We start from the raw sequence: 22,982 nt of genomic DNA, 5'->3' as shown, positions 1-22,982 counted from the left end.
TTAAGTTCTTAATTTTTGTCCTTCCTCTGATAAAAAACTGGTTCCCGTTGATGAAAAAGACATTATACCTGGTTACATTCCTCCTGATTGCAAGCGTAGTGCAATCGAATGCACAAAAGCTGCCGATACGTATCGGCGTGAACACTTCCATGGATAACGACAGTCTGCTGGCCGCCACTGGCTACGATTATATTGAAGAAAATACCCGGAAACTGTTTCATATGTCCGACAGCGCCTTCGCTAAAAACCTCGCAAAGCTGAAAAAGACGCGCCGCCCGGTAAAAGCAGCTAACTCCTTCCTTCCGCCCGGCCTCATGCTCATTGGTCCGCATGTAAACGAAGCCTGGGTAGTAGGTTATGTGGATACCGTGTTCCGCCATGCCAAACAAGCCGGTGTAAATATCATCGTACTGGGCAGCTCCGCCTCCCGCAGGCTGCCGGAGGGTTATGACCGCAACAAAGCCATCGAAGAATTTGTATACATCGGTCGCAAAATGGCCGAGGTAGCAAAAAAACACGATATCACCATCGCAATGGAGAGTCTGAATAAGACAGAAGATAATTTCATTACTACTTTAGCCTTTGCAAATGAACTGGCTACGCGTATTAATCATAAAAACTTCAAACTAACGGCCGACATCTATCATATGCTGATGGAAAACGAGTCGCCGGAAAGCATCATCAATGCGCGTAAAAACCTGGTGCATTGCCACATTGCCGAAAAAGAAGGCCGCGCCGTTCCGGGTACGAACCAGGAGAATTTCGTACCCTACTTCGAAGCATTAAAGGAGATCAATTACAAGGGCCTCCTCAGCATCGAATGCCGTTGGAAAGACTTGCCCACGCAGGCTTTGGCCGCGCGTGAATATCTCGTTACTCAGTTAAACCAAGCTTACAATACAAAACCTTGAATTTTATGACGCATTCCACTAAATCCCGCCGTGCATTTCTGAAACAGTCTGTTTTGGGTGGTGCGGGAGTTGCTATCAGTGCGATGGGACTACCCGCCAGCAGCTATGCCCGTATTATGGGCTCCAACGACCGTGTGAACGTAGGCGTAGTCGGCTTTTCCGACCGCTTCCGGGAGGCACTCATGCCTACCTTCCTCGCCAATCGCCAGGAACTCAACTTCGATATCATCGGCGTGTCCGACATCTGGAACCGTCGTCGGGACGAAGGTAAAAAGGTGCTTTCCGGCAAACTGGGCCACGATGTAACTGCTTATGCCAATAACGACGAGCTGTATCGCAATAAGGATATCGATGCTGTAATCATTGCTACCGCGGACTTCCAGCACGCTTACCATACAATTGAGGCGGTTACCGCTAACTGTGACGTATACTGCGAAAAGCCTTTTGCAGAAACGATGGGCGATGCACGTGCTGCGTTGAAAGCCGTGAAAGCGTCTAAAAAGATATTCCAGGTAGGTACACAGCGCCGTAGCGGCCCTGGTTACCACGCCGCTGCCAAATTTATTAAAGAAGGTAAGTTTGGTAATATCACTATGGTGGAAATGACCTGGAACGTAAACCAGCCGGGCCGCTGGAGACGTCCCGCCCTGGTGAAGGACATCCGCGAATCGGACGTTGACTGGAAACGCTTCCTCGTAAACAGGCCGAAAGATAACTGGGACCCACGTAAATACCTGGAGTACCGCCTGTTCTGGCCATACTCCTCCGGCATTTTCGGTCAGTGGATGACACACCAGATCGATACGGTACATTGGTTCTCGGGCCTCAAACATCCGCGCAGCGCGGTAGCTAACGGCGGCATCTACCAGTGGAAAGATGGCCGTACCAACCCGGATACGTTAACGGCTGTATTTGATTACGGTCCGGCGAACGATCCGAACAACGGCTTCCAGGTGATGTACAGCTCCCGCTTCCACAACTCGGCTGGCGGCACAAAAGAGCTGTATTTCTCTAACGGCGGCATGATTGACATGAGCACCAATAAAATATCACCCACCGGCGGTATGACAGAAAATGAAGGCAAGGCGATGGGACTGCATGCAAACCTGCTGCCTGCGATGTCACTGGATGGTGAAGCGGCTGCTACGTCGGCCAATACCGGCGGCGATCCGCTTACTTACTCACACATGCGCAACTGGATGCAGTGTGTACGTGACCGTAAGGAAACAAACGCGCCTATCGAAGCGGCCTACTCTCACTCCATCGCGCTCATCATGGGTAATGCGGCATACCGCACCGGTATGAAGGCGACCTTCGACGAAGCGAAACAAGATGTAATGGTGGGTGGAAAAGTCTTTACCTTATAAATGCCACATCCTTGAGAACTAACGCAGGCCGGCTCCCATGCCGGCCTGTTTGTTTACTGTGGGCGCCGGTTCTCCATTTCTTCGGCAATTCGGCGCGAATGCTCGTCACCCTTGGCTTTCAGGTGGGTCACCACAGAAAAGTAATCGGCATCGTGCCGGTTCTGGCTCAGTTTAAAGGTGCTTTGCACTTCTTCCACTTTCAGTTCAAACCCCACAATCCCTTTTATATTCTTCTGTAGCTCGATTGGATCTACGTCCGAAATATGCACCGGGCAACGGGATGCAGCTTCGTAGGTATCCATTAGCCGCTCCAGCGACGCGCGTAATTCCGATTCGGTCTGTATGCGCAGTTGGCCGTAAATATGCACGGCCATATAATTCCAGGTGGGGATCTTTTCTTTTTCGTACCAGGAAGACGAAATATAGCTGTGTGCAGCGGTAAACACAGCCAGGAAGGGTTGCCCGCTCGCAAACGTGTGCCGTTGGGGATTAGCGGCAGAAAGGTGCCCTTCCAGCACCCATTCACCGGGCATTTTCTCCTGCAGCTCAAGCGGCAGGTGGGTACCCGCGGGCCGACCGTCCAGCACACTCACCAGCATACCAAAACTGTTCTCCCGTACAAAGCCGGAAATCAGTTGCCAGTCTGTTTCCTGGTATTTTTTTGGAGTATACATAGCGCAAAATTATTAAAGAAAGAGGTGTATACACCGCGCCATATGCTGAACGGTATATACACCTCTCCTGATTGCTTTTATTATGAGCCCGTCTGTAACCCGCTGTTCAGCCGCCGTTGCGTCGCACACTTCAGCCGCGGGCTTACAAATCAGCTTTTCTCATCACTTTTACGCGCGAACGCATTACCCGATGAACAAGGTCAACAAAGGCGCGTCTGCTACACCATCACCTCTACGATCTTCGTAGGCGCAAGGTTCGCATTCCTCATCGCGATGCCGCGCGCAGTAGCACCGGCAAAGTCGATAAATGCTTTTTTAGTGATCTCGTCATCGCCGGTGATCGCCGGCTGACCGTAGTCACCACCTTCGCGGATGCCCTGTACCAGCGGAATTTGTCCGAGAAATGGAATATCCAGTTCGCTGGCGAGGCGTTTACCACCTTCGCGGCCGAAAATATAGTATTTATTGTCCGGCAGTTCTTTCGGTGTGAAATAAGCCATATTCTCTACCAGGCCAATTACCGGTACATTGATCGCGGGGCTGGCAAACATCGCAATACCTTTCTTCGCATCTGCCAGGGCCACTTCCTGTGGCGTAGTGACGATTACAGCGCCTGTTACCGGAACGGTTTGTACCAGTGTAAGCTGCACGTCGCCGGTGCCGGGCGGCATGTCGATGATGAGGTAATCGAGGTCGCCCCAGTGTACGTCGGTTACGAACTGGCGCAAAGCGCTGCTCAGCATGGGGCCGCGCCATACGATGGCTTGTTTTTCATCTACCAGCAGGCCGATAGACATAAACTTGATCCCAAACTTCTCCATGGGAGCGATCTTACCTTTACCATCTACCGAAACCATCATCGGGCGTTCGCCGCGTACGCCGAACATAATGGGTACAGATGGGCCGTAAATGTCGGCATCCATCAAACCTACTTCCGCACCACCCTGGGCGAGCGAAATTGCCAGGTTAGCCGCTACGGTAGATTTACCTACCCCTCCTTTACCGGAAGCCACCATAATTACGTTTTTCACGCCGGGCAACACGGTTTTCGCGTCTTTACGGGTGGAGTTTACGTTGGCGGTCATGTTAACGGTTACTACCGCTTCCTTATTTACAAAGTGTTTTACCGCGTTGATACAGGCGTTACGGATCAGGTCCTTTAACGGGCAGGCAGGTGTGGTGAGCACTACCGTGAAACTTACTTTTTCGCCATCTATCTCTATGTCCTTCACCATGTTAAGCGTCACCAGGTCTTTTCCCAGGTCAGGCTCCTCAACATGGCTCAGGGCGTGAATTATCTGCTCTTTCGTCATCATAAATTGTTGTTAAAAATGAGTTCCGTTCTGCAAAGTTAACCTAATTGATGTTTAATTTGATGCTGTTTATCTTCGTCGGACGCATGATCAAAAAAATCTACATACTTGTTGCACTGCTATGCCTGCCATTTTTACTTAAAGCTCAGCTCACTGCGTTCAAAGACAGCGTGATACAGATCTCTGGGGTAACGATGACGGCCGATAGTCTTCGTGCCATTCCGGCAGTAAGTATTCTTGTTCGCGGGCAAAACCGCGGTACGATCTCCAATAGCCAGGGTATTTTTTCCATCGTAGCATTTAAAGGCGATACACTTTCCTTTAGTGCGGTAGGTTTCCGTAAAAAAGAATATAAAATCCCGCCTGACCTGAGAGGCAATAACTTTTCTATGATCCAGCTGCTCGTAGAGGATACCACCTATCTGCCGGTAACGATCATCAAACCTTACCCCACCCGGGAAGAGTTTGAGAAAATGTTCGTCAGCATGGATATTCCGAACGATCAATACGAGATCGCCCGTAAAAACACCGAGGCCAACCACTTACGCGCGCTGCAACGTGTTACGCCTGCAGATGGCGGTGAAGCATATAATTCCTACATGAAGAAACAACAGCAATCGCTGTACTACGCCGGCCAGGTGCCGCCGCAAAACATCTTCAACCCGCTGGCATGGGCACAGTTTATACAGTCCTGGAAGCGGGGCGACTTCAAGAATAAAGATTAAGGCCTGTTACGCATAAATCTTTAAATTGCCTGATCCGCCAGTGAGCGGTTCACCAAAAACAACCACGAATTATGCAACAAGTAGCCATCATTGGCGCCGGTACCATGGGTAACGGCATTGCCCACGTTTTTGCACAAGGCGGCTTTAAAGTAAACCTGATCGACGTATCTGCCCCTGCCCTGGAAAAAGCGCTGGCCACGATTGAGAAAAACCTGGACAGGCAACTGGCCAAAGAAAGTATTACGGCCGAGGTAAAAGCACAAACGCTTGCGAACCTCACCACTTTCACCGAACTGGCGGAAGGTGTTAAAAACACTTCACTCGTCGTAGAAGCTGCCACCGAAAACCTTTCACTCAAGCTAAAGATCTTTGCCGACCTGGACCGCCTGGCTCCGGCCGATGCGATCCTCGCTACCAATACTTCTTCCATTTCCATCACACAAATCGCCGCCGCTACCAAACGCCCTGCACAGGTGATTGGCATGCACTTCATGAACCCGGTGCCGGTGATGAAGCTCGTGGAAATTATCAACGGTTATGCGACGGATAAAAGCGTAACTGATAAAATCACGGAACTTTCCCGCCAGCTCGGCAAAGTCCCTTGCGTGGTAAACGATTACCCGGGCTTCGTGGCCAACCGTATTCTCATGCCAATGATCAATGAAGCCATCATCAGCCTGCACGAAGGCGTATCCGGCGTAGCCGAAATCGATACGGTGATGAAACTGGGTATGGCGCACCCGATGGGGCCTTTACAACTGGCCGACTTCATAGGCCTGGACGTATGCCTGTACATTATGCGGGTCTTACACGAAGGACTGGGCAACCCGAAATATGCGCCATGTCCGCTGCTGGTGAACATGGTGAATGCGGGCTTCCTTGGCGTAAAAAGCGGGGAAGGATTTTACAAATACCAGGCCGGCAGTAAAGACCTGGTAGTAAGCCCACGCTTCGACTCCTGATAACTTTTGCAGGGAACTGACCAAAGTCAAATGAAGGCTTTGAGAATTGCTTAAAACCAGGATGATCTCCATCCGCTATCTGAATAAACAGGGGCTGACCATTACTTTTTGGTCAGCCCCCCTGATGCAAATACACCGATCGTGAAACCATATCTGCTGCCACTGCTGCTCCTGTTGCTTGCCTGCACCGGCAGGCCCCGGCATAACGCCAGGTATCACCATACGCCCGTCACTAAAGGCGATAGTCTGCGTAAATTCAATAACCTCGTCAAACATTTATCGCGACAAACAAAGATCCTCGTATTCAAAGACAGCACCAGCAAAGGCGCTATCGTGATCACACCAGACTGGAACGCACAGGTGATCGCCTGCACGGTAAATGAGAAAGAAGACGCGCATCACGCTGCCGGGTATACGCAAGAGGATGGTGAAGATCATCCGAACAGCGGCCAGTTCAGGCAGATATCGGTATCGAAGCACAGCATCCTGCTGGAAAAAGATAGTGGAAACTTTACACTACAACGCCGTATACGCCTCATCGCGCGGCGCGATATTCCTAATTACCTGGGCGGGCAAACGCTCCATAGAAGCATACAGGCCATTGCATTTGAATCGGAGAATAACATTGTTAATAAAGGCGCAACGGCTGCAGATTCCGTGTTTATACAAATCAGCGGCCGGTTCCCGGCGACGGATGATATACGGGTGTTGTTGCCGGATAAGGCGGCGAAACGGTTTAACATCTTTTCTCCGGGGAAAGTAACCGGGGTAATGTTTAATAATGCGGCGAACTATTTCGGGTATTACGATGCGGAACAGGAAGTGCTGACAATTATTCAATTTACGATGCCTGGCGGGCAAGTTACTTACAACGGGCCGGCGATAGATGCGCGGAACGAAAACGCCCTGGTACTCGGCAGCCGGTCACCTTTCAGTAAGCTGAAACCTGGCGCCGGTTTACAACACTTCCATCGTACCATTCATTTGTCCGGCACGCCTAAACGGCTGGAGCCGGTAATGAAAAAGATCTTTGGTGTTACAATGAAACAGCTGGATGCTACTTTTTAACCTTCGCAATTTCCAGCCCGTAAATATCTTTTAAACGTAACAGGCATAATTCTTCATTCGCCTTCGGGATGCCGATGCGCATGGTGCAGAACAACTGCAGCTCCTGCGACGCCACCGTGCAGTTCTGCTGCTTCACCACCGTCATTACTTCATTCAGGATGGTATAATCAAAGGTGAGGTCATAGGCCGTTTCCACGTTCTTTTGTACCGACGGCACCAGCTGCAACACGATCGCCGCCGACATTTTATAGGCGTTGATCAGTCCGGGTACACCGAGTAAGGTGCCGCCGAAATAACGTACCACGATGACTGCCGTATCGGTGAGTTGTTTGCTGTCGATCTGCCCCAGGATGGGTTTACCGGCCGATCCTGCGGGTTCGCCGTCGTCTACGGCACGGAACTGTGTACCATCGGTGCCGAGGCGGTAGGCGTAGCAGTGATGCGTGGCTTTCGGGTGTTCTTTTTTAACTTCCGCAAGGTATTCCTTCACCTCTTCCGTCGATTTCACGGGGAAAGCGTAAGCCAGGAATTTGCTGCCTTTGTCTTTAAACTCCGCGTTAGCTTTCTTCTCTATCGTGTAAAATACCTCCATAAAAGTTGTCTCAATTTCTGTAAGTGATGATCGCGTCGCCATCAAGCGTAATGATTTCGCCGGGGACGCCCTGCTTCAATTGTGGTGCGCGTAAACCCGATTGCGGGCCCCGCTTACCGGTAATGACCCGTGCTTCGTCCCAACAGCCTGCGTCGATAAACTGTTGCAGCAGGTTAGCGCCGCCTTCTACCAGCACGCTCAATATCTGCCTTTGATGAAGTACTTCCATCAGTTGCGGGATCAATGCTGCGGTAAAGTCGAGTGGGATTACATTCACCCTGTCTGGTACAGGTGTTTGCTTGTCTGTAATAAAAAAGGAAAGTGCATTCATGTCGTGCACGTTATAATCTGCCGGCACTTTCAGATGCGGATCGAGTATCAGGCGGATGGGCGACAGGCCCGTCCATAGCCGGTTGTTAAGATGCGGATTATCGATGAGGGCGGTGCGGGTGCCCACCATGATGCTCATTTCTTCACTGCGCCAACGGTGTACGAGTCGGTTCGTGACCTCGTTCGATATCATGGCCGGCGCGTTATCATGTGCTATATACCCTTGCGGCGATTGCGCCCACTTTAGTACAATATACGGGCGTTTTTTCTCGTGATACGTGAAGAAACGTTTGTTCAGTTCGCGGCATTCCTGCTCCAGCACACCCGTTACTACCTTTACCCCGGCGGCTTCCAGCTTCTCAATACCTTTGCCGGATACCGCAGAAAACGTATCTACACAACCGATCACCACCTGCGGAATACGCTCCCGTATGATGAGATCTGCACAGGGCGGCGTTTTACCATGATGAGCACAAGGTTCCAGGCTTACATACATGGTCGCTTCGGGGATCAACTGCCTGTCCTCAGGCGATACGCTGTTCACACAGTTAACTTCCGCATGGGCCTGGCCGTAAATCTGGTGAAACCCTTCCCCGATCACGCGGCCGTTGTGAACCAATACAGCGCCTACCATTGGGTTTGGCGCAGTAAAGCCGCTGGCGAGGCTGGCCAGCTGCAGGCAGCGTTGCATAAATATTTCGTGAGTGCCGTCCATGAAGCGTTTGAAAATGATATGTTTGCAAAAGTATCTTTCATCTTTCATATAACCATGACCATACAGGCAGCATTTGCACATATTATCAAATCAATTCAACCGCTTTATGAAGAAAGGGAAGCGGCCAACATTGCGCACATGCTGCTGGAGCACATTACGGGCATGGGTAAGATGGACCGCATTGTGTACAAAGACAAACCGCTGGACGATACGCAGCTGGCGGGTTTGCAGGCAGGCATCGAGGCTTTGCTGGCTAAACGTCCCATCCAATACATCATCGGCAGCAGTTGGTTTTATGGTATGGAACTGCTCGTTAACCAACACGTGCTCATCCCCCGCCCGGAAACAGAAGAACTGGTAGAGTGGATACTGAGCGAAAACACAAACCCACAGGCGCACATCCTGGATATTGGTACGGGTAGCGGCTGTATCCCCATCGCCCTGCAAAAGCAACTGCCGCAGGCAAAGGTGTGGGGTATTGATATTAGTGAAGATGCGCTGGCCGTTGCGCAAAGTAATGCTACCCGGCAACAAACGCCTGTACAATTCGCAGTCATGAGTGCGTTGGATACCGCTGCCACGGCGGAGTTACCCCCCTTCGACATCATCGTAAGCAACCCGCCATACATCCGCCAGCGCGAAAAGGCGGACATGCAGCACCAGGTGGTCGACTATGAGCCATCGCTTGCGCTGTTCGTACCCGATAACGATCCACTGCTGTTTTACCGCTACATCGGTACACTTGCCCTGCAAAAGCTGCCAACAGGGGGTAAACTCTACTTCGAGATCAACGAGGCGTTGGGCAACGAAGTGGTGGAACTACTTCAATCACAGGGTTTTACAGATGTTACCCTTCGCGCCGACTTGTTCGGCAAACACCGGATGGTGAGCGCCACCAAAGGATAAACGGTAACAGAATATCTCTCCCATTCCCTTATTTTTACAGTAATCAATCACCAATCATAAAAGACAACACGTGAAAAAACTCCTTTTCAGCAGCATTGCACTGCTCCCATTGTGTGCCATGGCGCAGGATAGCGCTACAGTGGTTATCAAGGGCACCTACAAAAACGCTCCGGCCAATTCTTATGCATACGTTACCCAAATGAGCAGGTCTAAAGTAGTCGTTGACTCCGCCCTGATCGTGAAAGGTGCTTTCGAAGTAAAAACGAAAATGCCTGAACCTAAACTGGTAAACGTATCTGTAAAAACGCCCGGCACCCGCCGCGCTAACAGCCTTAGCCTGTTTGCAGAACCTTCTGGTATCGTGCTGGTAGTAAAAGATTCTATCTCTAATGCGGAAGTGAAAAACGCACCTTCGCATGCTGTTTTTACGGCTACCGAAAAAGGTAACAAAAGCCTGATGGCGGAAATGGACGCACTGCGCACCCGCGCAATGGCTATGGGCGAAAACGCGCCTAAAGATAGCATGGACGCCCTGCGCGATACTTATATGGGCCTGTATGAAAAAGTGCAGGAGTCACAGCTGGCGACCATCAAAGCAAATCCTGATTCTTATGCGAGCATGTACTACCTGAGCCAGATTGCAGGCGGCAGCCCGGATTTTGAAAAAATAAACCCGCTATACACCGCGCTTTCCACTAAAGTAAAAGGTACTGCTACCGGTAAAGCGATCGGAAAAGCACTGGAACTGGCAGAAAAAACCAGTGTTGGTAAACAAGCGATGGACTTCACCCAGAAAGACCAGAATGATAAAGACGTAAGCCTGGCTTCTTTCCGCGGTAAATATGTACTGGTTGACTTCTGGGCAAGCTGGTGCGGACCGTGTCGCGCAGAAAACCCGAACGTGGTAAAAGCTTTCAACGCTTATAAAGACAAAGGCTTCACCATCCTGGGCGTTTCCCTGGACCGTGAAAAAGACAAATGGATCAAAGCTATTGCTGACGATCAGCTGGACTGGTACCATGTATCTGACCTGAAGTTCTGGGAAAACGCGGTAGCGGTGCAATACGGCATCCGTTCCGTACCTGCTAACCTGCTCATCGACCCAACCGGTAAGATTGTAGGTAAAAACCTGCGTGGCGAAGACCTGGAGAAGAAGCTGGAAGAAGTATTCAAGAAAGGATAATCAGGTTTAAATATTGATAGAGAGCCGCCTGTAACAGGGCGGCTTTTTGTTTTATACAGGCACATTCGGGCGCGGGTGTATAAACCACTAAATGGCGCAGGTAGCTAAGCGTAGCCATTCATATACAAGCATAAAGGGCTCTTACAGCTTAGTGCTGGTATGTACAGAACCGTAATGGTTCCAGGCAGCCTGCAAAATGTACATCCCATCGATCCTCTCGTACACCCTATCGCCCCTACTCCTGCAGCCCCATTTAATCCTTACCTTTATCTCATAAATCTCACAACATGGACCAGAGAATAACCATCCCCACCGGCGGCACTTTCTACCCGCTTGTACTTGAACTGTTTGAGCAGAAGAAAAACGCCTCCCTGTTATACGAAGACAATGGCGTTACCCGCGCCAATGGCCTCATTACCGCGATGTACGAGAAAGACGGCAGGCAATGGATGCAGGTGAATGGTGATACGGAGATACCGATCGACAAACTATATGCGGTGAACGGCACCTTCTCTGCCGACTACTCCGAATGCTGAAGCAACCCAACTTTACTCGGGTTATAAGCATAAAAAGGCCGGACTTCACAGCCCGGCCTTTTATATCTCTATAAAAGTAAATTACCTGTTAGTCCCTGGTTTAGCGGTACCCAATACCACCTTGGCATTCAGCTCGCGGGCAATTTCCATTACGGACACAATGTCCTCAATAGGCACACTCTTTTCCGCGTTGATCACGATCGTATTGTTCACGTCCGCGTTGGCCAGTCGTGGCATGAGTGCTTCGCGCAGCTGGGCAAAATCAACCTTGCCGGTGCCTACAAAAAACTGGCGCGACTGGTCAATACTCACGACCACTGTTTGCGTGGCTTTGGTATTGCTGGTTGCCTTGGGCAGCGTGAGTTTGATCACGTTCGGGTTGGCCAGCGTAGACACGATGAGGAAGAACAACAGCAGGATGAACAGGATATCGTTCAGTGCTGAGTTGTGCATCTCCACATGCCGCTTATTTCGCCTCCTTAAATTCATGCAATGATATAATTAATGCTGATTGTAATGATTAGCGGGTAGGCTCCTGCAGGATGTCTACAAACTCCGCTGATGCACCTTCCATTTTGTTCACCACCTTATCGATCTGCGCGTTCAGGTAGCTGTAACCTACGTATGCCACCAGGCCGATAATCAGACCAGTTGCGGAAGTTACCATCTTTACATAGATACCGCTCGCGATGGCGCTCAGCGTAATGTCTGATGTAATGGAAATGTTGAAGAAGGTCTGGATCATACCGGCGATGGTACCAAGGAACCCGAACATCGGGGCGATACCGGCGATGATGGAGAGTACCACCAGGTTTTTTTCCAGCTTATAGATCTCGAGTTTACCAACATTTTCCATCGACTTCTCGATGCTTTCGATCGGTTTACCGATGCGTTGAATGCCTTTGTCGATTACACGGGCGATCGGGTTATTGGTATTTTTAGAAAGCGAGCGGGCGGCCACGATGTTGCCACTGGTAATGTGGTCGCGCACCATCGGCATGAAGTTATCTTCAATTTTGCCTGCTTTTGAAATCGTAATATAACGCTCAACGAAGAAGTACACCGCGATAAGCGAGAGGATGGCCAGCGGGATCATCAGCACACCACCTTTCATGAGCATGTCCAGCAGGTGGATCTGTTGATCTACCGGCGGTGCGGTAGCTGTGCCCCCGGCGATTACGGTATCGGGCCTTGGTGTGAGTAATGAATCCTGTATAAGCGTAACAAGTCCTAATAACATGTATAAAATTTTAAACCTTGCAAATGTATTAATTTCAGCTGCAACAAGGGATTAAAGTAAGCATTAATTGCTAAACTAAGAACGGCGGCGGTCGCAAATTATTATGAACGGCTCTTTTCCTCCCAGATCATTACCAGGTGAACCACCGTTTCCACGGCCTTCTGCATATCCTGTATACTTACATATTCCAGCTTGCTGTGAAAAGCCATTTCACCGGTAAAGATGTTCGGGCAAGGTAATCCCATAAAGGACAGGCGGGAGCCATCGGTGCCACCGCGAATGCTCATTTTCAAGGGTGTTACGCCGGCGCGTTGGATAGCTTCTTCTGCATAAGCACTCACCTGCGGATATTGGTCCAGCACTTCTTTCATGTTGCGATACTGCTCCGTGATCTGCAAAGTGCCTTTTGCGCCGGGATACTTCGCCACCACTTTATCCATCTGCTGTTGCAGGAAGGCTTCGTGCTGCTGCAGTTTATCGGTGGTGAAGTCGCGAACAATAAAGTCTATCTCCGCTTTTTCCACGACACCCTGCATACGCACGGGATGTACAAAACCCTCACGGTCTTCAGTCGTTTCAGGGCTCAGGGCATCTTTCGGCAGACTGTCCACGATTTCGGCAGCGAGTTTGATGGCGCTTACCAGTTTGCCTTTTGCCATGCCGGGATGGGTACTGATGCCTTCTATGATGATCTTTGCCGCATCGGCAGAGAAAGTTTCGTCTTCGAGCGAGCCGAGTTCGCCGCCATCCAGCGTATAGCCGAATTGCGCGCCCAGCTTCTGCATGTCTACATATTTCACACCCTGACCAATTTCCTCATCGGGCGTAAACAGGATGCGGATGGCGCCGTGTTTTACTTCCGGATGCGTGGTGAGGTAATGTACCGCGTCCATGATTTCTGCTACACCGGCCTTGTTATCAGCACCCAGCAGGGTGGTGCCGCTTGCGGTGATAATATCGTTGCCAATTTTTTCTTTCAGGTAAGGATGATCGGAGGCGCGTAATATTTGCGTAGTATCGTCGGGGAGAACAATGTCGCTGCCATCATAGTTTTTGTGTACGATGGGCTTCACACCATGACCGCTGCAATCGCTGGACGTGTCCATGTGTGAGCAAAGGCAGATCACAGGAACGTCATGGGTTACATTGGAAGGCACCGTGGCGTATACATAACCGTGTTGGTCCATATGCGCATCCGTAATGCCCATATCCTGTAGCTCGGCCACCAGTATGCCCGCGAGATTCTTTTGTTTTTCGGTGGATGGGAAAGTGTTGCTTAACGGGTCCGATTCCGTATCTACCTGCACATACTCCATAAATCGGTGGGCAGCGGTAAAAGTATAATCTGAGAACATATCTTTTCGGGTATGATTAAAAAAAAGACCAGGCTTTAAGCGGGCCTGATCTTTTCTATATTTTCAATCTGAGTAAAGCGGATTAAAAATCGGTGATGATTTTAGATGCACCGGGCTTAATTTCTACCAGCTCGATGTCAAAAACCAGGTCTTCACCAGCCAGCGGATGGTTAGCGTCCAGGGTGATGAACTCTGTACCTACAGCAGCTACTTTAACAGGGAATACCTGGCCCTGCGGATTGCTCATCTGCAGCTCCATACCTACCTGTGGGTTCAGGTCCGGAGGAATATTAGAGAGTGGGAACTCCATGATCATTTCCTCGTTTTTAGGACCGTATGCATCGGTTACGGGGATATTCACGGTTTTTTTATCGCCTACTTTCATCTCCAGCACGCCGTTATCGAAACCTTTGATCACCATACCTGCGCCAACTTGAAATTCCAGGGGTTCGCGGCCAGCGGATGAATCGAACGTGGTACCGTTTGTCAGCTTACCATGATAATGCACCCTTACGGTATCTCCGCTTTTAACTGCTTGCATAAAATCGATTTAAATGTTAATTAATACGCGCTAAGGTAAGTAAAAGTTAGGATTCACGGCCGATTTGGGATTATTCGGGATATTTCCCAACTTTAAGACATGAAGAAAACCATTGCTTTCGTCCTGTTGCTGATCAGCTTTGCAGCACAGGCCCAAACCACGTCTGTTACCACCGGAGCGGCCCGTACCAAAGATTACCTGCCGCTTTTACAGGGAAAGCGCGTAGCCTTACTCGTTAACCAGACCGCTACTATCGGGCAAACACACCTGGTAGATTCCCTGCTGAAACTTAAAGTAAAGATCACAAAGATCTTCAGTCCCGAACACGGCTTTCGCGGTAATGCGGACGCGGGTGAAAAGGTGGGCGACAGCAAAGATGCCGCTACCGGTTTGCCGATCGTGTCGCTGTACGGCAAACACCGCAAAGCAGATGCAGCCGATCTGAAAGACGTAGACGTACTGATCTTCGACATACAGGATGTAGGCACACGTTTCTATACCTACATTTCTTCTTTACAGGAGTTGATGGAATCCGCCGCAGATAACAATAAGCTGCTTATCGTGCTCGACCGCCCTAATCCAAACGGACACTACGTTGATGGCCCTGTACTGGACACCGCTTTCCGGTCGTTCGTGGGCATGCAGCCGATCCCCGTGGTACATGGTATGACTGTTGGCGAGTACGCGCAGATGCTGAATGGCGAAGGTTGGTTGAACAACGGGCAGCGTTGCGAGTTGAAAGTGATTACCTGCACAGGGTATACCCATAACACGATGTACAAACTTCCCGTAAAGCCATCGCCTAACTTACCGAACATGCAGTCCATCTACCTGTACCCCGGCACCTGCTTTTTCGAAGGTACACCGTTGAGCCTGGGGCGTGGTACGGACAAGCCTTTCCAGGTGTACGGGCATCCGGATCTGCCTAAAAACTTATACCAGTTTACACCCCGCAGTGTACCCGGCGCCAAGAACCCGCCGTTGCTGAACAAGCTTTGCTACGGATATGACCTTTCGGCCGTGAAACCTGCCGCCAAACTGGATTTGCAGCCTGTATTAAAGGCTTATCAGCTATTCCCGAAGAAAGACCAGTTCTTCACGAAGTTCTTCAACACCCTGGCCGGTAACAGCGCTTTACAGGCGCAGATCAAAGCTGGTAAAAGCGAAGCCGAGATCAGGAAGAGCTGGGAACCGGCATTGTCAAAGTTCAAGTCCATTCGCAAGAAATACCTGCTGTACAAGGATTTTGAGTAATTGACCCTATATTTGAAGCTTAGTTTTATAGCATGACAGCAAGGAAAGATTTGAAGATCGTATTTATGGGCACGCCCGATTTCGCCGTAGCATCGTTGGATGCGCTGGTGAAGGCCGGCTATAATGTAGTGGGTGTTATTACTGCGCCGGACAAACCTGCGGGCCGTGGCTTACAGTTACAGCAAAGTGCCGTGAAACAATACGCCGTGGCGAATAACCTGGCATTACTGCAACCGGAGAAGCTTAAAAACCCAGAGTTCCTGGAGGCGTTATCCGCCTGGAAAGCCGATCTGCAGGTAGTAGTCGCCTTCCGCATGCTGCCCGAGGTGGTGTGGAACATGCCGCCGCTGGGTACGATCAACGTGCACGCTTCCCTGCTGCCGAACTATCGTGGCGCTGCCCCCATCAACTGGGCGGTGATCAACGGTGAGAAGGTGTCGGGGGTGAGCACGTTCAAATTGCAGCACGCGATCGATACGGGCAACATCCTCTTTTCCGCCGAAGTTCCCATCCGCGAAGATGAAACCGCCGGCGAACTGCACGATACACTGATGGCTACAGGCGCCGAACTGCTCGTAAAGACAGTCACCGCGCTGGCCGAAGATAATCTCCAGGGCACGCCGCAAGCGCACCTGGACGAAAGCACGCTGAAACACGCGCCCAAGATCTTTAAAGACGACTGCAAAATCGACTGGACGCAGCCTGTTTCCAACGTATACAACCTCATCCGCGGATTAAGTCCCTACCCGACTGCATGGTCCGTGCTGAACGGGAAGACGTTAAAAATCTTTAAAGCGACGAAAGAATTAGCCGCGCATAACGCACAGCCCGGCGAAGTGTTCACCGACCACAAAACCTACCTGAAGTTTGCCGCAGACGGAGGTTACATCTCCCTTGAGGAGATCCAGCTGGAAGGTAAGAAGCGCATGAACGTACAGGAGTTCCTGCGGGGATTCCGGTTGCAATAAACGCATTATACTCCTCCCTTACGCAGGCCCCGGAACATGGGGCCTGTTTTTTATTCAGCAGCGCGCAGCTTTCATAAGACCAGCATGTGAAATGAACGAAGGATGGCTACAAAAATAAAAGGGGCTGTCTCAAAAGTAATTTCTACCCGTTTTTATACGGGTACCTGATGGAGAAATTTTTCGTTTACGCGATTCTCATGACCATCAAACTACTTTTGAGACAGCCCCTTTTCGACTATTGTCCTTCGTAGTGTAACTCGCAGAAGAAGCGGGCTTCGGTGATACCGAGTGCCTCCTGCGCACTATTACTTAGTTTCACGATCACACCTGCATTGCCTTTGGACTGCGGGATGGCATCCAGCACTTTGGCGTACACGGAGCGGCCGTTCAGCGGGTTGGTGACCTTGATGATCGTACCGCGAGGGGCGCTTTTATGCAGGGCGTAGTATTTATTCTGAGCGTTGGCGCGAAACCAGGTACCCGGACCTTTTTCGCTGGTTACGTCGCGGCCGCCTTCTGTTTGCTGGTCGTAGATTCTTTCGAATGACTCATCGGGCGGGGCGGGTAATATTACATTGCTTACAACAGGGGCGCTTTCTTTAGGCGTTTCCGTTTTAGGAGCCTCGGTTTTCGGCGCTTCCGTTTTAGGTGTCTCTTTTACCGGCGCGGCATCGCCAACAATGGGAACGGGCGGCAAACCTTCTGCAGGCGGCGGTGTAACGGGAGCTGTAACCGGAGCGGTCGTTTCAACCGGAGGCGGTGGTGGCGCTACCGGCGTTGCAGGTGCAGCTGTTGCAGCCGGCGTGGCTTTGGCCATAACGGGCGCAGCGCCTGCTCCTTTTACCCATCCTACTACCAGGTAGGCGTCCTTTTTAACTCCGTCGCCGGAAAAGTTATTCCACTGGCGGATGTTGTCGATCGCTACTTTATTATAATTGGTGCTGATGCGGTAGAGCGTTTCTTTTTCGGTTACCACGTGGTACACGGGGCGGTAGCCAGTGGCTGGAATATCTTTGCCCTGTGAGAAGTTGGTTTTACTTAGGGGGATATTGATTTTTTGTCCCAACTGCAAACCCTGCTCCATAGAAATATGGTTTTTGGCGGCAATTTCTTTGGGCGGCAGACCGTAAGCGCGGGACAGGCTGTAAAAATTCTCTCCCTTCTTCACGGTATGTACAACATGCAGATCAGGCCCACTCCCCTGCACGAGCAGCGTGTCCTGCGCGAACAGCGGCGTTGAACAGGTTAACAACACACCAAACATTACTGACTTTAACATAATCTCTAATACTTTAAGGGACGAATATAAATGTTATAAATGATTTTTTCCTTACTCCTCTTCGCCGGCATTGCCCCTGTTACCGTCTGTAGCCTTGAGTATACGTAATTCTTTCGGGTAATAATTGTTCATTCGATTGGGCAGTAATTTCGCCCAGCCGAGGTTCATGCCTTTAAAACGCATCAATGCCCAACCTTTGTATGCCACGTTAAGCGCCACATCTTCTTTACGAAGATACTTGATCGCCTGTTCCGGCTCCAGCTCCACGGCCTGCAGGTCTTTGTTTACCGATACACTCAATGCCAGCTGGTGATCAGGTATCAGTTCCTTCGGCGTCAATTGTCCCAATGCTACACCGGCTTTGCGGATGTAAAGTGACTTCTGCAGGATCGTGAGTTCACTCGCCAGTAGCGGCGTCAGTTGCAGCACGGTGCCCTGGTGATCGGTGTAAGCGTATTGGTCTGCGTCTGTAACCCAGTTCGCAAGGCGCTCGACGTCTTTTTTGGGCAGGCGCGCCAGTACATCTTTCTGTTTGCGATAAAACTCGGCGCCGTTCTTTTTCCGGAAACAGGTGATAAAGAAGCCTTCTCCCTGTACCTGGTCCGGGTAAAAACGATAACCTTCCGCGCCATCCACCTTCGTTGTAACGATGCCCCAGGAGGGATCGATCGCAAGCGGCAGGTTCTCTACTTCAAAGTTGCTCATCAGCCATTGCATAATCTCTTCATCCTCTTCCTGCGAGTAAGAGCAGGTGGAGTAGATGAGTACCCCGTTCTCTTTCAGTGCGGGAATGGCTTCGGCTAAAATGCGTTGCTGGCGCTGGCAACAGAGCGCAACATTTTCTGGCGACCACTCCACTACCAGTTCCGGATCTCGGCGAAAGAGGCCCGAGCCGGAGCAGGGAGCGTCTACCACCATCAGGTCGAAATAACCTTCCAGCCTGGCGAAGTCGCGCGGATCGTTGTTGCTGACCACGACATTAGTCGCGCCCCACCTGGTGATATTATCCGCCAGCAGGGCGGCCCTTGCACGTATCGTTTCGTTGGCGATCAGCAAACTATCTCCTGAAATGATGGATTGTAGCAGCGTTGTTTTACCACCGGGCGCGGCGCAGAGGTCCAGCACTTTCAGCGGTTCTTGCAAATTACATACCGATCTCACTGCATGCTCGAGGAACATGGAAGATGCTTCCTGCACATAATACGCGCCAGCATGAAAAAGCGGATCGAATGTGAAAGATGGGCGTGCTGATAAATAGTAGCCCGCCTGGCTCCAGGGCACTTTTGCTGCGGTGATGGGCGCCCATGCTGCTAGCAATTCCTCCTGCTGCGACGGTGTTAAACGCGCGGGGTTCAGGCGGACAGACGTAAGTTTATGCGCTTCTGCATGCACTTTGGCAAATGCATCCCGGTTAAAACCAGGCGCATTTTGCAGGGAGTCGAGTAGTATGGAAGGTAGTGCCGGCAAATTTCTTTTTCCGGCAAAAATAATCAGATCTGTTTGATTTCGTCCACCAGCTGTTGCAGTACCTTCTTCGCATCGCCAAAAAGCATGGATGTTTTGGGCTGGAAGAACAGCTCGTTTTCAATGCCAGCATATCCCGGCTTCATGCTTCGTTTATTCACGATCACTGTTTTCGCCAGTTCCACTTCGAGGATGGGCATACCATAGATCGGGCTGCCCGGATCACTTTTCGCCGCAGGATTTACCACGTCGTTGGCACCGAGGATCAACACCGCATCGGTGGTGGCAAACTGGTCGTTCGCCTGTTCCATTTCTTCGAGCTTGTCGTACGGCACATCGGCTTCCGCGAGTAATACGTTCATATGTCCGGGCATGCGTCCGGCTACGGGGTGAATGGCATATTTCACTTCAACCCCCTTATCTTCCAGTAACTTTTCCAGGTCGTGACAAGCGTGCTGGGCCTGTGCTACCGCCAATCCGTAACCGGGTACGATGATCACGCGGTTGGCGTATGATAACACCACAGCGGCATCTGGCAAAGAGATTTCTTTATAGTGACCTTGTTCTTTGGATGCGCCGCCGTTGGAAGCCGCAGCACCGCCACCGAAGGAGCCTATCAGTACATTTTTCAGAGAGCGGTTCATGGCCTTACACATCAGGATGGTGAGGATCGTGCCGGCAGAACCAACGAGAATACCGCCGGTAAGCATTACCGGGTTATCGTACAGGAATCCGCCGAAAGCCGCGGCTACACCGGTAAAGGAGTTCAGGAGCGATATGACTACCGGCATATCTGCACCACCGATCGGCATCACGAAAAGGATGCCGTAGAGAGCAGACAATACCAATACACTGTAGAACAGCAGCCGGATCACGAGTTGCGGATTGGTACTGGAGGATGACATGTCCACCATTTTGTAGTACGCCGCTACAGCGTAGATGACTAATACGAGCAGCAGTCCGAGCAGCGAGAGGTTAATGATATGCTGCCCTTTAAACGACGCATCTTTAATACGCCCATTTAGTTTGCCCCAGGCGATCACGCTGCCTGTAAACGACACGGTGCCGATCAGCATACCGAGCATAATGATCACCAGCTTACCGGCGGCATTTGCCGGGGATACGCCGTTGATCAGATGTTGTAACGATTGAAGCAAGTTATTCGCATTGTTGCTCCAGCCAATGGTATCATTCAGTGAAATCGTAAAAGAAACTGGACCTAACAAATGATTGAACTCCACTATCGATATCAGCATGGCACAAGCGCCGCCCATACCGTTGAAGAGGCTTACCATCTCCGGCATGGCTGTCATCTTCACCTTCTTTGCCGCCAGCACACCAACGACACAGCCGATCGCCAGCCCAGAAAATATCCAGGCGTAGTTACGCAAATGCCCGTCCGCATGAATATCTGACGTATCCTCGTAGAGAAAGATCGTTCCGAATATCGCGATCGCCATACCTGCCGCCGCAATCAGGTTGCCTTTACGCGCGGAAGCCGGGTGACTTAACATTTTAAGCCCAACGATAAAAGTGATGGAACCAATAAGATAAGCAAGGTGAAGCAGACTGTAAGCCATAGAATCGATATTATTTCCGGTCCTTTTTTCCTTTGAACATTTCGAGCATGCGGTCGGTGACCATGAAACCGCCGACAACATTGAGCGTACCGAGTATCACCGCAAGAAAGCCGAGGATGAGCGCCGCGTAATTATCACTCTCCGCCTTGCCCATCACGATGATCGCACCAATGATCACCACGCCGTGAATGGCGTTGGCGCCGCTCATCAGCGGCGTATGCAGTACAGATGGTACACGACCGATCACTTCTATCCCGAGAAAGATGGAAAGGATCACGATGTACACCAGCTCAATATGGTCCGATAAAAAATTTAAGAGCGTATCCATGATCATGACTGTTTTACACGTTCGTTTACAATGTCGCCGCCGTGCGTAATGCAGGCACCTTTTACGATATCGTCTTCAAAATTCAGGTGCAGGTTACCTTCTTTGTCGATCACCAGCTTCAGGAAGTTGAGTACGTTTTTCGCGTACAACTTACTTGCGTCACACGCCATTTGCGAAGGCAGGGAAGAATTGCCGATGACCGTCACCCCTTTATATTGCACCGTTTCATCATTCTTCGTTACTTCTGTATTACCGCCGGTGGATGCGGCCAGATCAACGATGACGGAGCCTTGCTTCATTTTATCCAGCGTAGTAGCCGGTATTAATGTGGGGGCTTTTTTGCCGGGGATTTGTGCCGTCGATATCACGATATCTGCCTTCGCAGCACTCTCCGCGATCTTCTGCGCCTGTTTCTGTTTATATTCTTCTGATTGTTCAACCGCATAACCGCCTGCCTTCGACGCATCTGCCGCACCTTCTACCTCCACGAACTTCGCACCCAGGCTCATCACCTCTTCTTTTACAGCAGGCCGTGTATCAAACACCTCTACTACTGCCCCCAGCCTGCGTGCTGTAGCCACCGCCTGTAAACCGGCGACGCCTGCGCCCAGTACCAACACCTTGGCGGGCGGAATACTGCCTGCCGCGGTCGTGAACATCGGGAAATAACGGCTATAGCTATACGCTGCGAGCAGCACTGCCTTATACCCGGCAATGTTTGCCTGCGAACTCAGCACGTCCATACTCTGCGCACGGGTGGTACGGGGAATCGTATCCAGGCTGAACACGGTAAAACCTTTAGCGGCCCAGTCCTGCATGAGCGCAGTATTAAATAACGGTTGAAATATACCCGTCCACGTAGCCTGACTACGCGCCTGCTGCCAGGTATCGGCAGTTGGCGGGTGTATACTTAACAGCACGTCTGCCTGTTGCAGGATCTGCGTACGGGAAGTAATCTCCGCGCCCGCCTCCTGGTAAGCACCGTCACTGTAAAACGCCGTTACACCAGCATCCGGCTCTACCAGCACCCGCACTTTTAATTGCGCAAACTGTTTAACTACATCCGGTACCAACGATACCCTGTTTTCGCCTGCCTGCTCTTTTAAGACACCCAGAATCATCTTAAGGAGATTTATAATGTGAATTTAATTGAAAAAGTGATACAAAGACGGCAGAACCCGTATTATTTTTTACTTCCCCTCATCAGCAATAAAATAAATAGTCCACTTGTTTTGTGGACTAAACAAATATCACTACATTTACTTCGCATTGTAAAACATCACACAACCAAAATCGATCGATGCAATCGTCACACACATACACCCTTCTTACTTGTTGTTGTCGCAGCAATATGGCGCGCTGTCGCCAGTAATATATCAATCCATCGCAGCCGCACATTCATTGAAGAACCTAAGTAGCAAGTCGTCATCATCATGCTAAATATATTTACATGCCGGACCAAATAATTCGATTGCGCATATGCCGCAGGCACGCCCGCGCAGGACCATCACCAACACTTTACTTAGCCAAATAAAATAGGCCGGAAAACTGGTGGAGCAGTTCCGGCCTGGAAACAAGGCCCTTGGTTGTATTGGGAAAACTGCTTATGCAGCTTTCCGGGGGACCTCATTTTGCTATTACGCAGCTACAAATATAAAGATTGTAGGTGCATTACTGGTGTTTTTCGACCG

23 protein-coding genes are annotated in these 22,982 nt (G+C 50.6%); 10 read left to right on the top strand and 13 right to left on the bottom strand.

Annotation, left to right across the window (positions count from 1 at the left end; all coding sequences use genetic code 11):
- Positions 1–50: 50 nt before the first annotated feature.
- Positions 51–911, top strand: a complete 861-nt coding sequence (locus tag MKQ68_RS02705) for a sugar phosphate isomerase/epimerase family protein (RefSeq protein WP_264281970.1) — start codon at positions 51–53, stop codon at positions 909–911.
- A gap of 5 nt (positions 912–916) precedes the next feature.
- Positions 917–2,278 carry a Gfo/Idh/MocA family protein gene (locus MKQ68_RS02700; RefSeq protein WP_264281969.1) on the top strand — a complete coding sequence of 454 codons (1,362 nt, stop codon included), beginning with the start codon at positions 917–919 and terminating at the stop codon, positions 2,276–2,278.
- Positions 2,279–2,331: 53 nt separating this feature from the next.
- Here MKQ68_RS02700 and MKQ68_RS02695 read toward each other — a convergent pair whose 3' ends face one another.
- Together MKQ68_RS02695 and MKQ68_RS02690 are read right to left on the bottom strand one after the other, a co-directional pair.
- Positions 2,332–2,952 (bottom strand): FMN-binding negative transcriptional regulator, encoded by a 621-nt coding sequence (locus MKQ68_RS02695; protein ID WP_264281968.1) that lies wholly within the window; start codon positions 2,950–2,952, stop codon positions 2,332–2,334.
- Positions 2,953–3,170: 218 nt separating this feature from the next.
- A complete protein-coding gene (locus MKQ68_RS02690) occupies positions 3,171–4,268 on the bottom strand; it encodes an Mrp/NBP35 family ATP-binding protein (protein WP_244845295.1) in 1,098 nt (365 codons plus the stop codon).
- 83 nt (positions 4,269–4,351) lie between these two features.
- Here MKQ68_RS02690 and MKQ68_RS02685 point away from each other — a divergent pair, with 83 nt between their 5' ends.
- From MKQ68_RS02685 to MKQ68_RS02675, 3 genes are all read left to right on the top strand, one after another.
- Entirely contained in the window at positions 4,352–4,990 is a 639-nt protein-coding gene (locus MKQ68_RS02685; protein WP_264281967.1) for a carboxypeptidase-like regulatory domain-containing protein, read from the top strand.
- Positions 4,991–5,061: 71 nt separating this feature from the next.
- Positions 5,062–5,952, top strand: coding sequence for a 3-hydroxyacyl-CoA dehydrogenase family protein (locus MKQ68_RS02680; RefSeq protein ID WP_264281966.1), 891 nt, complete (start codon positions 5,062–5,064; stop codon positions 5,950–5,952).
- 141 nt (positions 5,953–6,093) lie between these two features.
- Entirely contained in the window at positions 6,094–7,020 is a 927-nt protein-coding gene (locus MKQ68_RS02675; protein ID WP_264281965.1) for a DUF6786 family protein, read from the top strand.
- On the opposite strand, the gene MKQ68_RS02670 is transcribed toward MKQ68_RS02675, so the two are convergent.
- Together MKQ68_RS02670 and ribD are read right to left on the bottom strand one after the other, a co-directional pair.
- Positions 7,010–7,612, bottom strand: a complete 603-nt coding sequence (locus MKQ68_RS02670; protein ID WP_264281964.1) for an IMPACT family protein — start codon at positions 7,610–7,612, stop codon at positions 7,010–7,012. The two genes, MKQ68_RS02675 and MKQ68_RS02670, sit on opposite strands and share 11 nt — an antisense overlap.
- A gap of 10 nt (positions 7,613–7,622) precedes the next feature.
- Positions 7,623–8,657 carry a bifunctional diaminohydroxyphosphoribosylaminopyrimidine deaminase/5-amino-6-(5-phosphoribosylamino)uracil reductase RibD gene (gene ribD / locus MKQ68_RS02665; RefSeq protein WP_264281963.1) on the bottom strand — a complete coding sequence of 345 codons (1,035 nt, stop codon included), beginning with the start codon at positions 8,655–8,657 and terminating at the stop codon, positions 7,623–7,625.
- Between the two features lie 54 nt (positions 8,658–8,711).
- Between ribD and prmC the strand changes: the two genes are divergently transcribed.
- From prmC to MKQ68_RS02650, 3 genes are all read left to right on the top strand, one after another.
- Positions 8,712–9,563 (top strand): peptide chain release factor N(5)-glutamine methyltransferase, encoded by an 852-nt coding sequence (prmC, locus tag MKQ68_RS02660; RefSeq protein WP_264281962.1) that lies wholly within the window; start codon positions 8,712–8,714, stop codon positions 9,561–9,563.
- Between the two features lie 70 nt (positions 9,564–9,633).
- Positions 9,634–10,746 (top strand): TlpA disulfide reductase family protein, encoded by a 1,113-nt coding sequence (locus MKQ68_RS02655; RefSeq protein ID WP_264281961.1) that lies wholly within the window; start codon positions 9,634–9,636, stop codon positions 10,744–10,746.
- A 287-nt stretch (positions 10,747–11,033) separates the two neighbouring features.
- Positions 11,034–11,282, top strand: coding sequence for a hypothetical protein (locus tag MKQ68_RS02650; protein ID WP_264281960.1), 249 nt, complete (start codon positions 11,034–11,036; stop codon positions 11,280–11,282).
- 81 nt (positions 11,283–11,363) lie between these two features.
- Here the strand turns inward: MKQ68_RS02650 and MKQ68_RS02645 are convergent, their stop codons facing one another.
- The 4 genes from MKQ68_RS02645 to MKQ68_RS02630 all read right to left on the bottom strand — a co-directional run bounded on the left by MKQ68_RS02645 (position 11,364) and on the right by MKQ68_RS02630 (position 14,418).
- Positions 11,364–11,735, bottom strand: coding sequence for an ExbD/TolR family protein (locus MKQ68_RS02645; RefSeq protein WP_432803731.1), 372 nt, complete (start codon positions 11,733–11,735; stop codon positions 11,364–11,366).
- Positions 11,736–11,802: 67 nt separating this feature from the next.
- Positions 11,803–12,522, bottom strand: coding sequence for a MotA/TolQ/ExbB proton channel family protein (locus MKQ68_RS02640; protein ID WP_264281958.1), 720 nt, complete (start codon positions 12,520–12,522; stop codon positions 11,803–11,805).
- A 101-nt stretch (positions 12,523–12,623) separates the two neighbouring features.
- Positions 12,624–13,877, bottom strand: a complete 1,254-nt coding sequence (gene pepT / locus MKQ68_RS02635; RefSeq protein WP_264281957.1) for a peptidase T — start codon at positions 13,875–13,877, stop codon at positions 12,624–12,626.
- A gap of 82 nt (positions 13,878–13,959) precedes the next feature.
- Positions 13,960–14,418, bottom strand: a complete 459-nt coding sequence (locus MKQ68_RS02630; RefSeq protein ID WP_349773807.1) for an FKBP-type peptidyl-prolyl cis-trans isomerase — start codon at positions 14,416–14,418, stop codon at positions 13,960–13,962.
- A gap of 99 nt (positions 14,419–14,517) precedes the next feature.
- Here MKQ68_RS02630 and MKQ68_RS02625 point away from each other — a divergent pair, with 99 nt between their 5' ends.
- Both MKQ68_RS02625 and fmt read left to right on the top strand, forming a co-directional pair.
- Positions 14,518–15,672, top strand: a complete 1,155-nt coding sequence (locus MKQ68_RS02625) for an exo-beta-N-acetylmuramidase NamZ family protein (RefSeq protein ID WP_264281956.1) — start codon at positions 14,518–14,520, stop codon at positions 15,670–15,672.
- 32 nt (positions 15,673–15,704) lie between these two features.
- Positions 15,705–16,640, top strand: coding sequence for a methionyl-tRNA formyltransferase (fmt, locus tag MKQ68_RS02620; protein WP_264281955.1), 936 nt, complete (start codon positions 15,705–15,707; stop codon positions 16,638–16,640).
- Positions 16,641–16,875: 235 nt separating this feature from the next.
- Here the strand turns inward: fmt and MKQ68_RS02615 are convergent, their stop codons facing one another.
- From MKQ68_RS02615 to MKQ68_RS02595, 5 genes are read right to left on the bottom strand one after another with little or no spacing between them, the layout of a single operon-like run.
- Positions 16,876–17,919 (bottom strand): LysM peptidoglycan-binding domain-containing protein, encoded by a 1,044-nt coding sequence (locus MKQ68_RS02615; protein ID WP_264281954.1) that lies wholly within the window; start codon positions 17,917–17,919, stop codon positions 16,876–16,878.
- A 51-nt stretch (positions 17,920–17,970) separates the two neighbouring features.
- The gene (locus tag MKQ68_RS02610) at positions 17,971–19,386 is read right to left on the bottom strand and encodes a methyltransferase RsmF C-terminal domain-like protein (RefSeq protein WP_264281953.1); all 1,416 of its coding nucleotides are present in this window, start codon (positions 19,384–19,386) and stop codon (positions 17,971–17,973) included.
- Between the two features lie 23 nt (positions 19,387–19,409).
- Complete coding sequence (locus MKQ68_RS02605; protein WP_264281952.1) at positions 19,410–20,963, bottom strand: NAD(P)(+) transhydrogenase (Re/Si-specific) subunit beta; 1,554 nt, start codon at positions 20,961–20,963, stop codon at positions 19,410–19,412.
- Positions 20,964–20,973: 10 nt separating this feature from the next.
- Positions 20,974–21,291, bottom strand: a complete 318-nt coding sequence (locus tag MKQ68_RS02600) for an NAD(P) transhydrogenase subunit alpha part 2 (protein ID WP_264281951.1) — start codon at positions 21,289–21,291, stop codon at positions 20,974–20,976.
- A 2-nt stretch (positions 21,292–21,293) separates the two neighbouring features.
- Positions 21,294–22,412 carry a Re/Si-specific NAD(P)(+) transhydrogenase subunit alpha gene (locus MKQ68_RS02595; protein ID WP_264281950.1) on the bottom strand — a complete coding sequence of 373 codons (1,119 nt, stop codon included), beginning with the start codon at positions 22,410–22,412 and terminating at the stop codon, positions 21,294–21,296.
- Positions 22,413–22,982 lie beyond the last annotated feature (570 nt).

This window comes from Chitinophaga horti, from assembly GCF_022867795.2.
Lineage (GTDB): Bacteria > Bacteroidota > Bacteroidia > Chitinophagales > Chitinophagaceae > Chitinophaga > Chitinophaga horti.
Note: the sequence above shows the minus strand (reverse complement) of the source record. Positions and strands in the feature narration are given on the sequence as shown.

Coding starts and splice junctions, on each gene's coding strand:
- MKQ68_RS02685 (WP_264281967.1), top strand. CDS start 4,352: ATGATCAAAAAAATCTACATACTTGTTGCACTGCTATGCCTGCCATTT.
- MKQ68_RS02605 (WP_264281952.1), bottom strand. CDS start 20,963: ATGGCTTACAGTCTGCTTCACCTTGCTTATCTTATTGGTTCCATCACT.
- MKQ68_RS02600 (WP_264281951.1), bottom strand. CDS start 21,291: ATGGATACGCTCTTAAATTTTTTATCGGACCATATTGAGCTGGTGTAC.
- MKQ68_RS02645 (WP_432803731.1), bottom strand. CDS start 11,735: ATGCACAACTCAGCACTGAACGATATCCTGTTCATCCTGCTGTTGTTC.
- MKQ68_RS02690 (WP_244845295.1), bottom strand. CDS start 4,268: ATGATGACGAAAGAGCAGATAATTCACGCCCTGAGCCATGTTGAGGAG.
- pepT (WP_264281957.1), bottom strand. CDS start 13,877: ATGTTCTCAGATTATACTTTTACCGCTGCCCACCGATTTATGGAGTAT.
- MKQ68_RS02630 (WP_349773807.1), bottom strand. CDS start 14,418: ATGCAAGCAGTTAAAAGCGGAGATACCGTAAGGGTGCATTATCATGGT.
- MKQ68_RS02670 (WP_264281964.1), bottom strand. CDS start 7,612: ATGGAGGTATTTTACACGATAGAGAAGAAAGCTAACGCGGAGTTTAAA.
- fmt (WP_264281955.1), top strand. CDS start 15,705: ATGACAGCAAGGAAAGATTTGAAGATCGTATTTATGGGCACGCCCGAT.
- MKQ68_RS02650 (WP_264281960.1), top strand. CDS start 11,034: ATGGACCAGAGAATAACCATCCCCACCGGCGGCACTTTCTACCCGCTT.
- MKQ68_RS02595 (WP_264281950.1), bottom strand. CDS start 22,412: ATGATTCTGGGTGTCTTAAAAGAGCAGGCAGGCGAAAACAGGGTATCG.
- ribD (WP_264281963.1), bottom strand. CDS start 8,657: ATGGACGGCACTCACGAAATATTTATGCAACGCTGCCTGCAGCTGGCC.
- prmC (WP_264281962.1), top strand. CDS start 8,712: ATGACCATACAGGCAGCATTTGCACATATTATCAAATCAATTCAACCG.
- MKQ68_RS02640 (WP_264281958.1), bottom strand. CDS start 12,522: ATGTTATTAGGACTTGTTACGCTTATACAGGATTCATTACTCACACCA.
- MKQ68_RS02695 (WP_264281968.1), bottom strand. CDS start 2,952: ATGTATACTCCAAAAAAATACCAGGAAACAGACTGGCAACTGATTTCC.
- MKQ68_RS02625 (WP_264281956.1), top strand. CDS start 14,518: ATGAAGAAAACCATTGCTTTCGTCCTGTTGCTGATCAGCTTTGCAGCA.
- MKQ68_RS02700 (WP_264281969.1), top strand. CDS start 917: ATGACGCATTCCACTAAATCCCGCCGTGCATTTCTGAAACAGTCTGTT.
- MKQ68_RS02680 (WP_264281966.1), top strand. CDS start 5,062: ATGCAACAAGTAGCCATCATTGGCGCCGGTACCATGGGTAACGGCATT.
- MKQ68_RS02705 (WP_264281970.1), top strand. CDS start 51: ATGAAAAAGACATTATACCTGGTTACATTCCTCCTGATTGCAAGCGTA.
- MKQ68_RS02615 (WP_264281954.1), bottom strand. CDS start 17,919: ATGTTAAAGTCAGTAATGTTTGGTGTGTTGTTAACCTGTTCAACGCCG.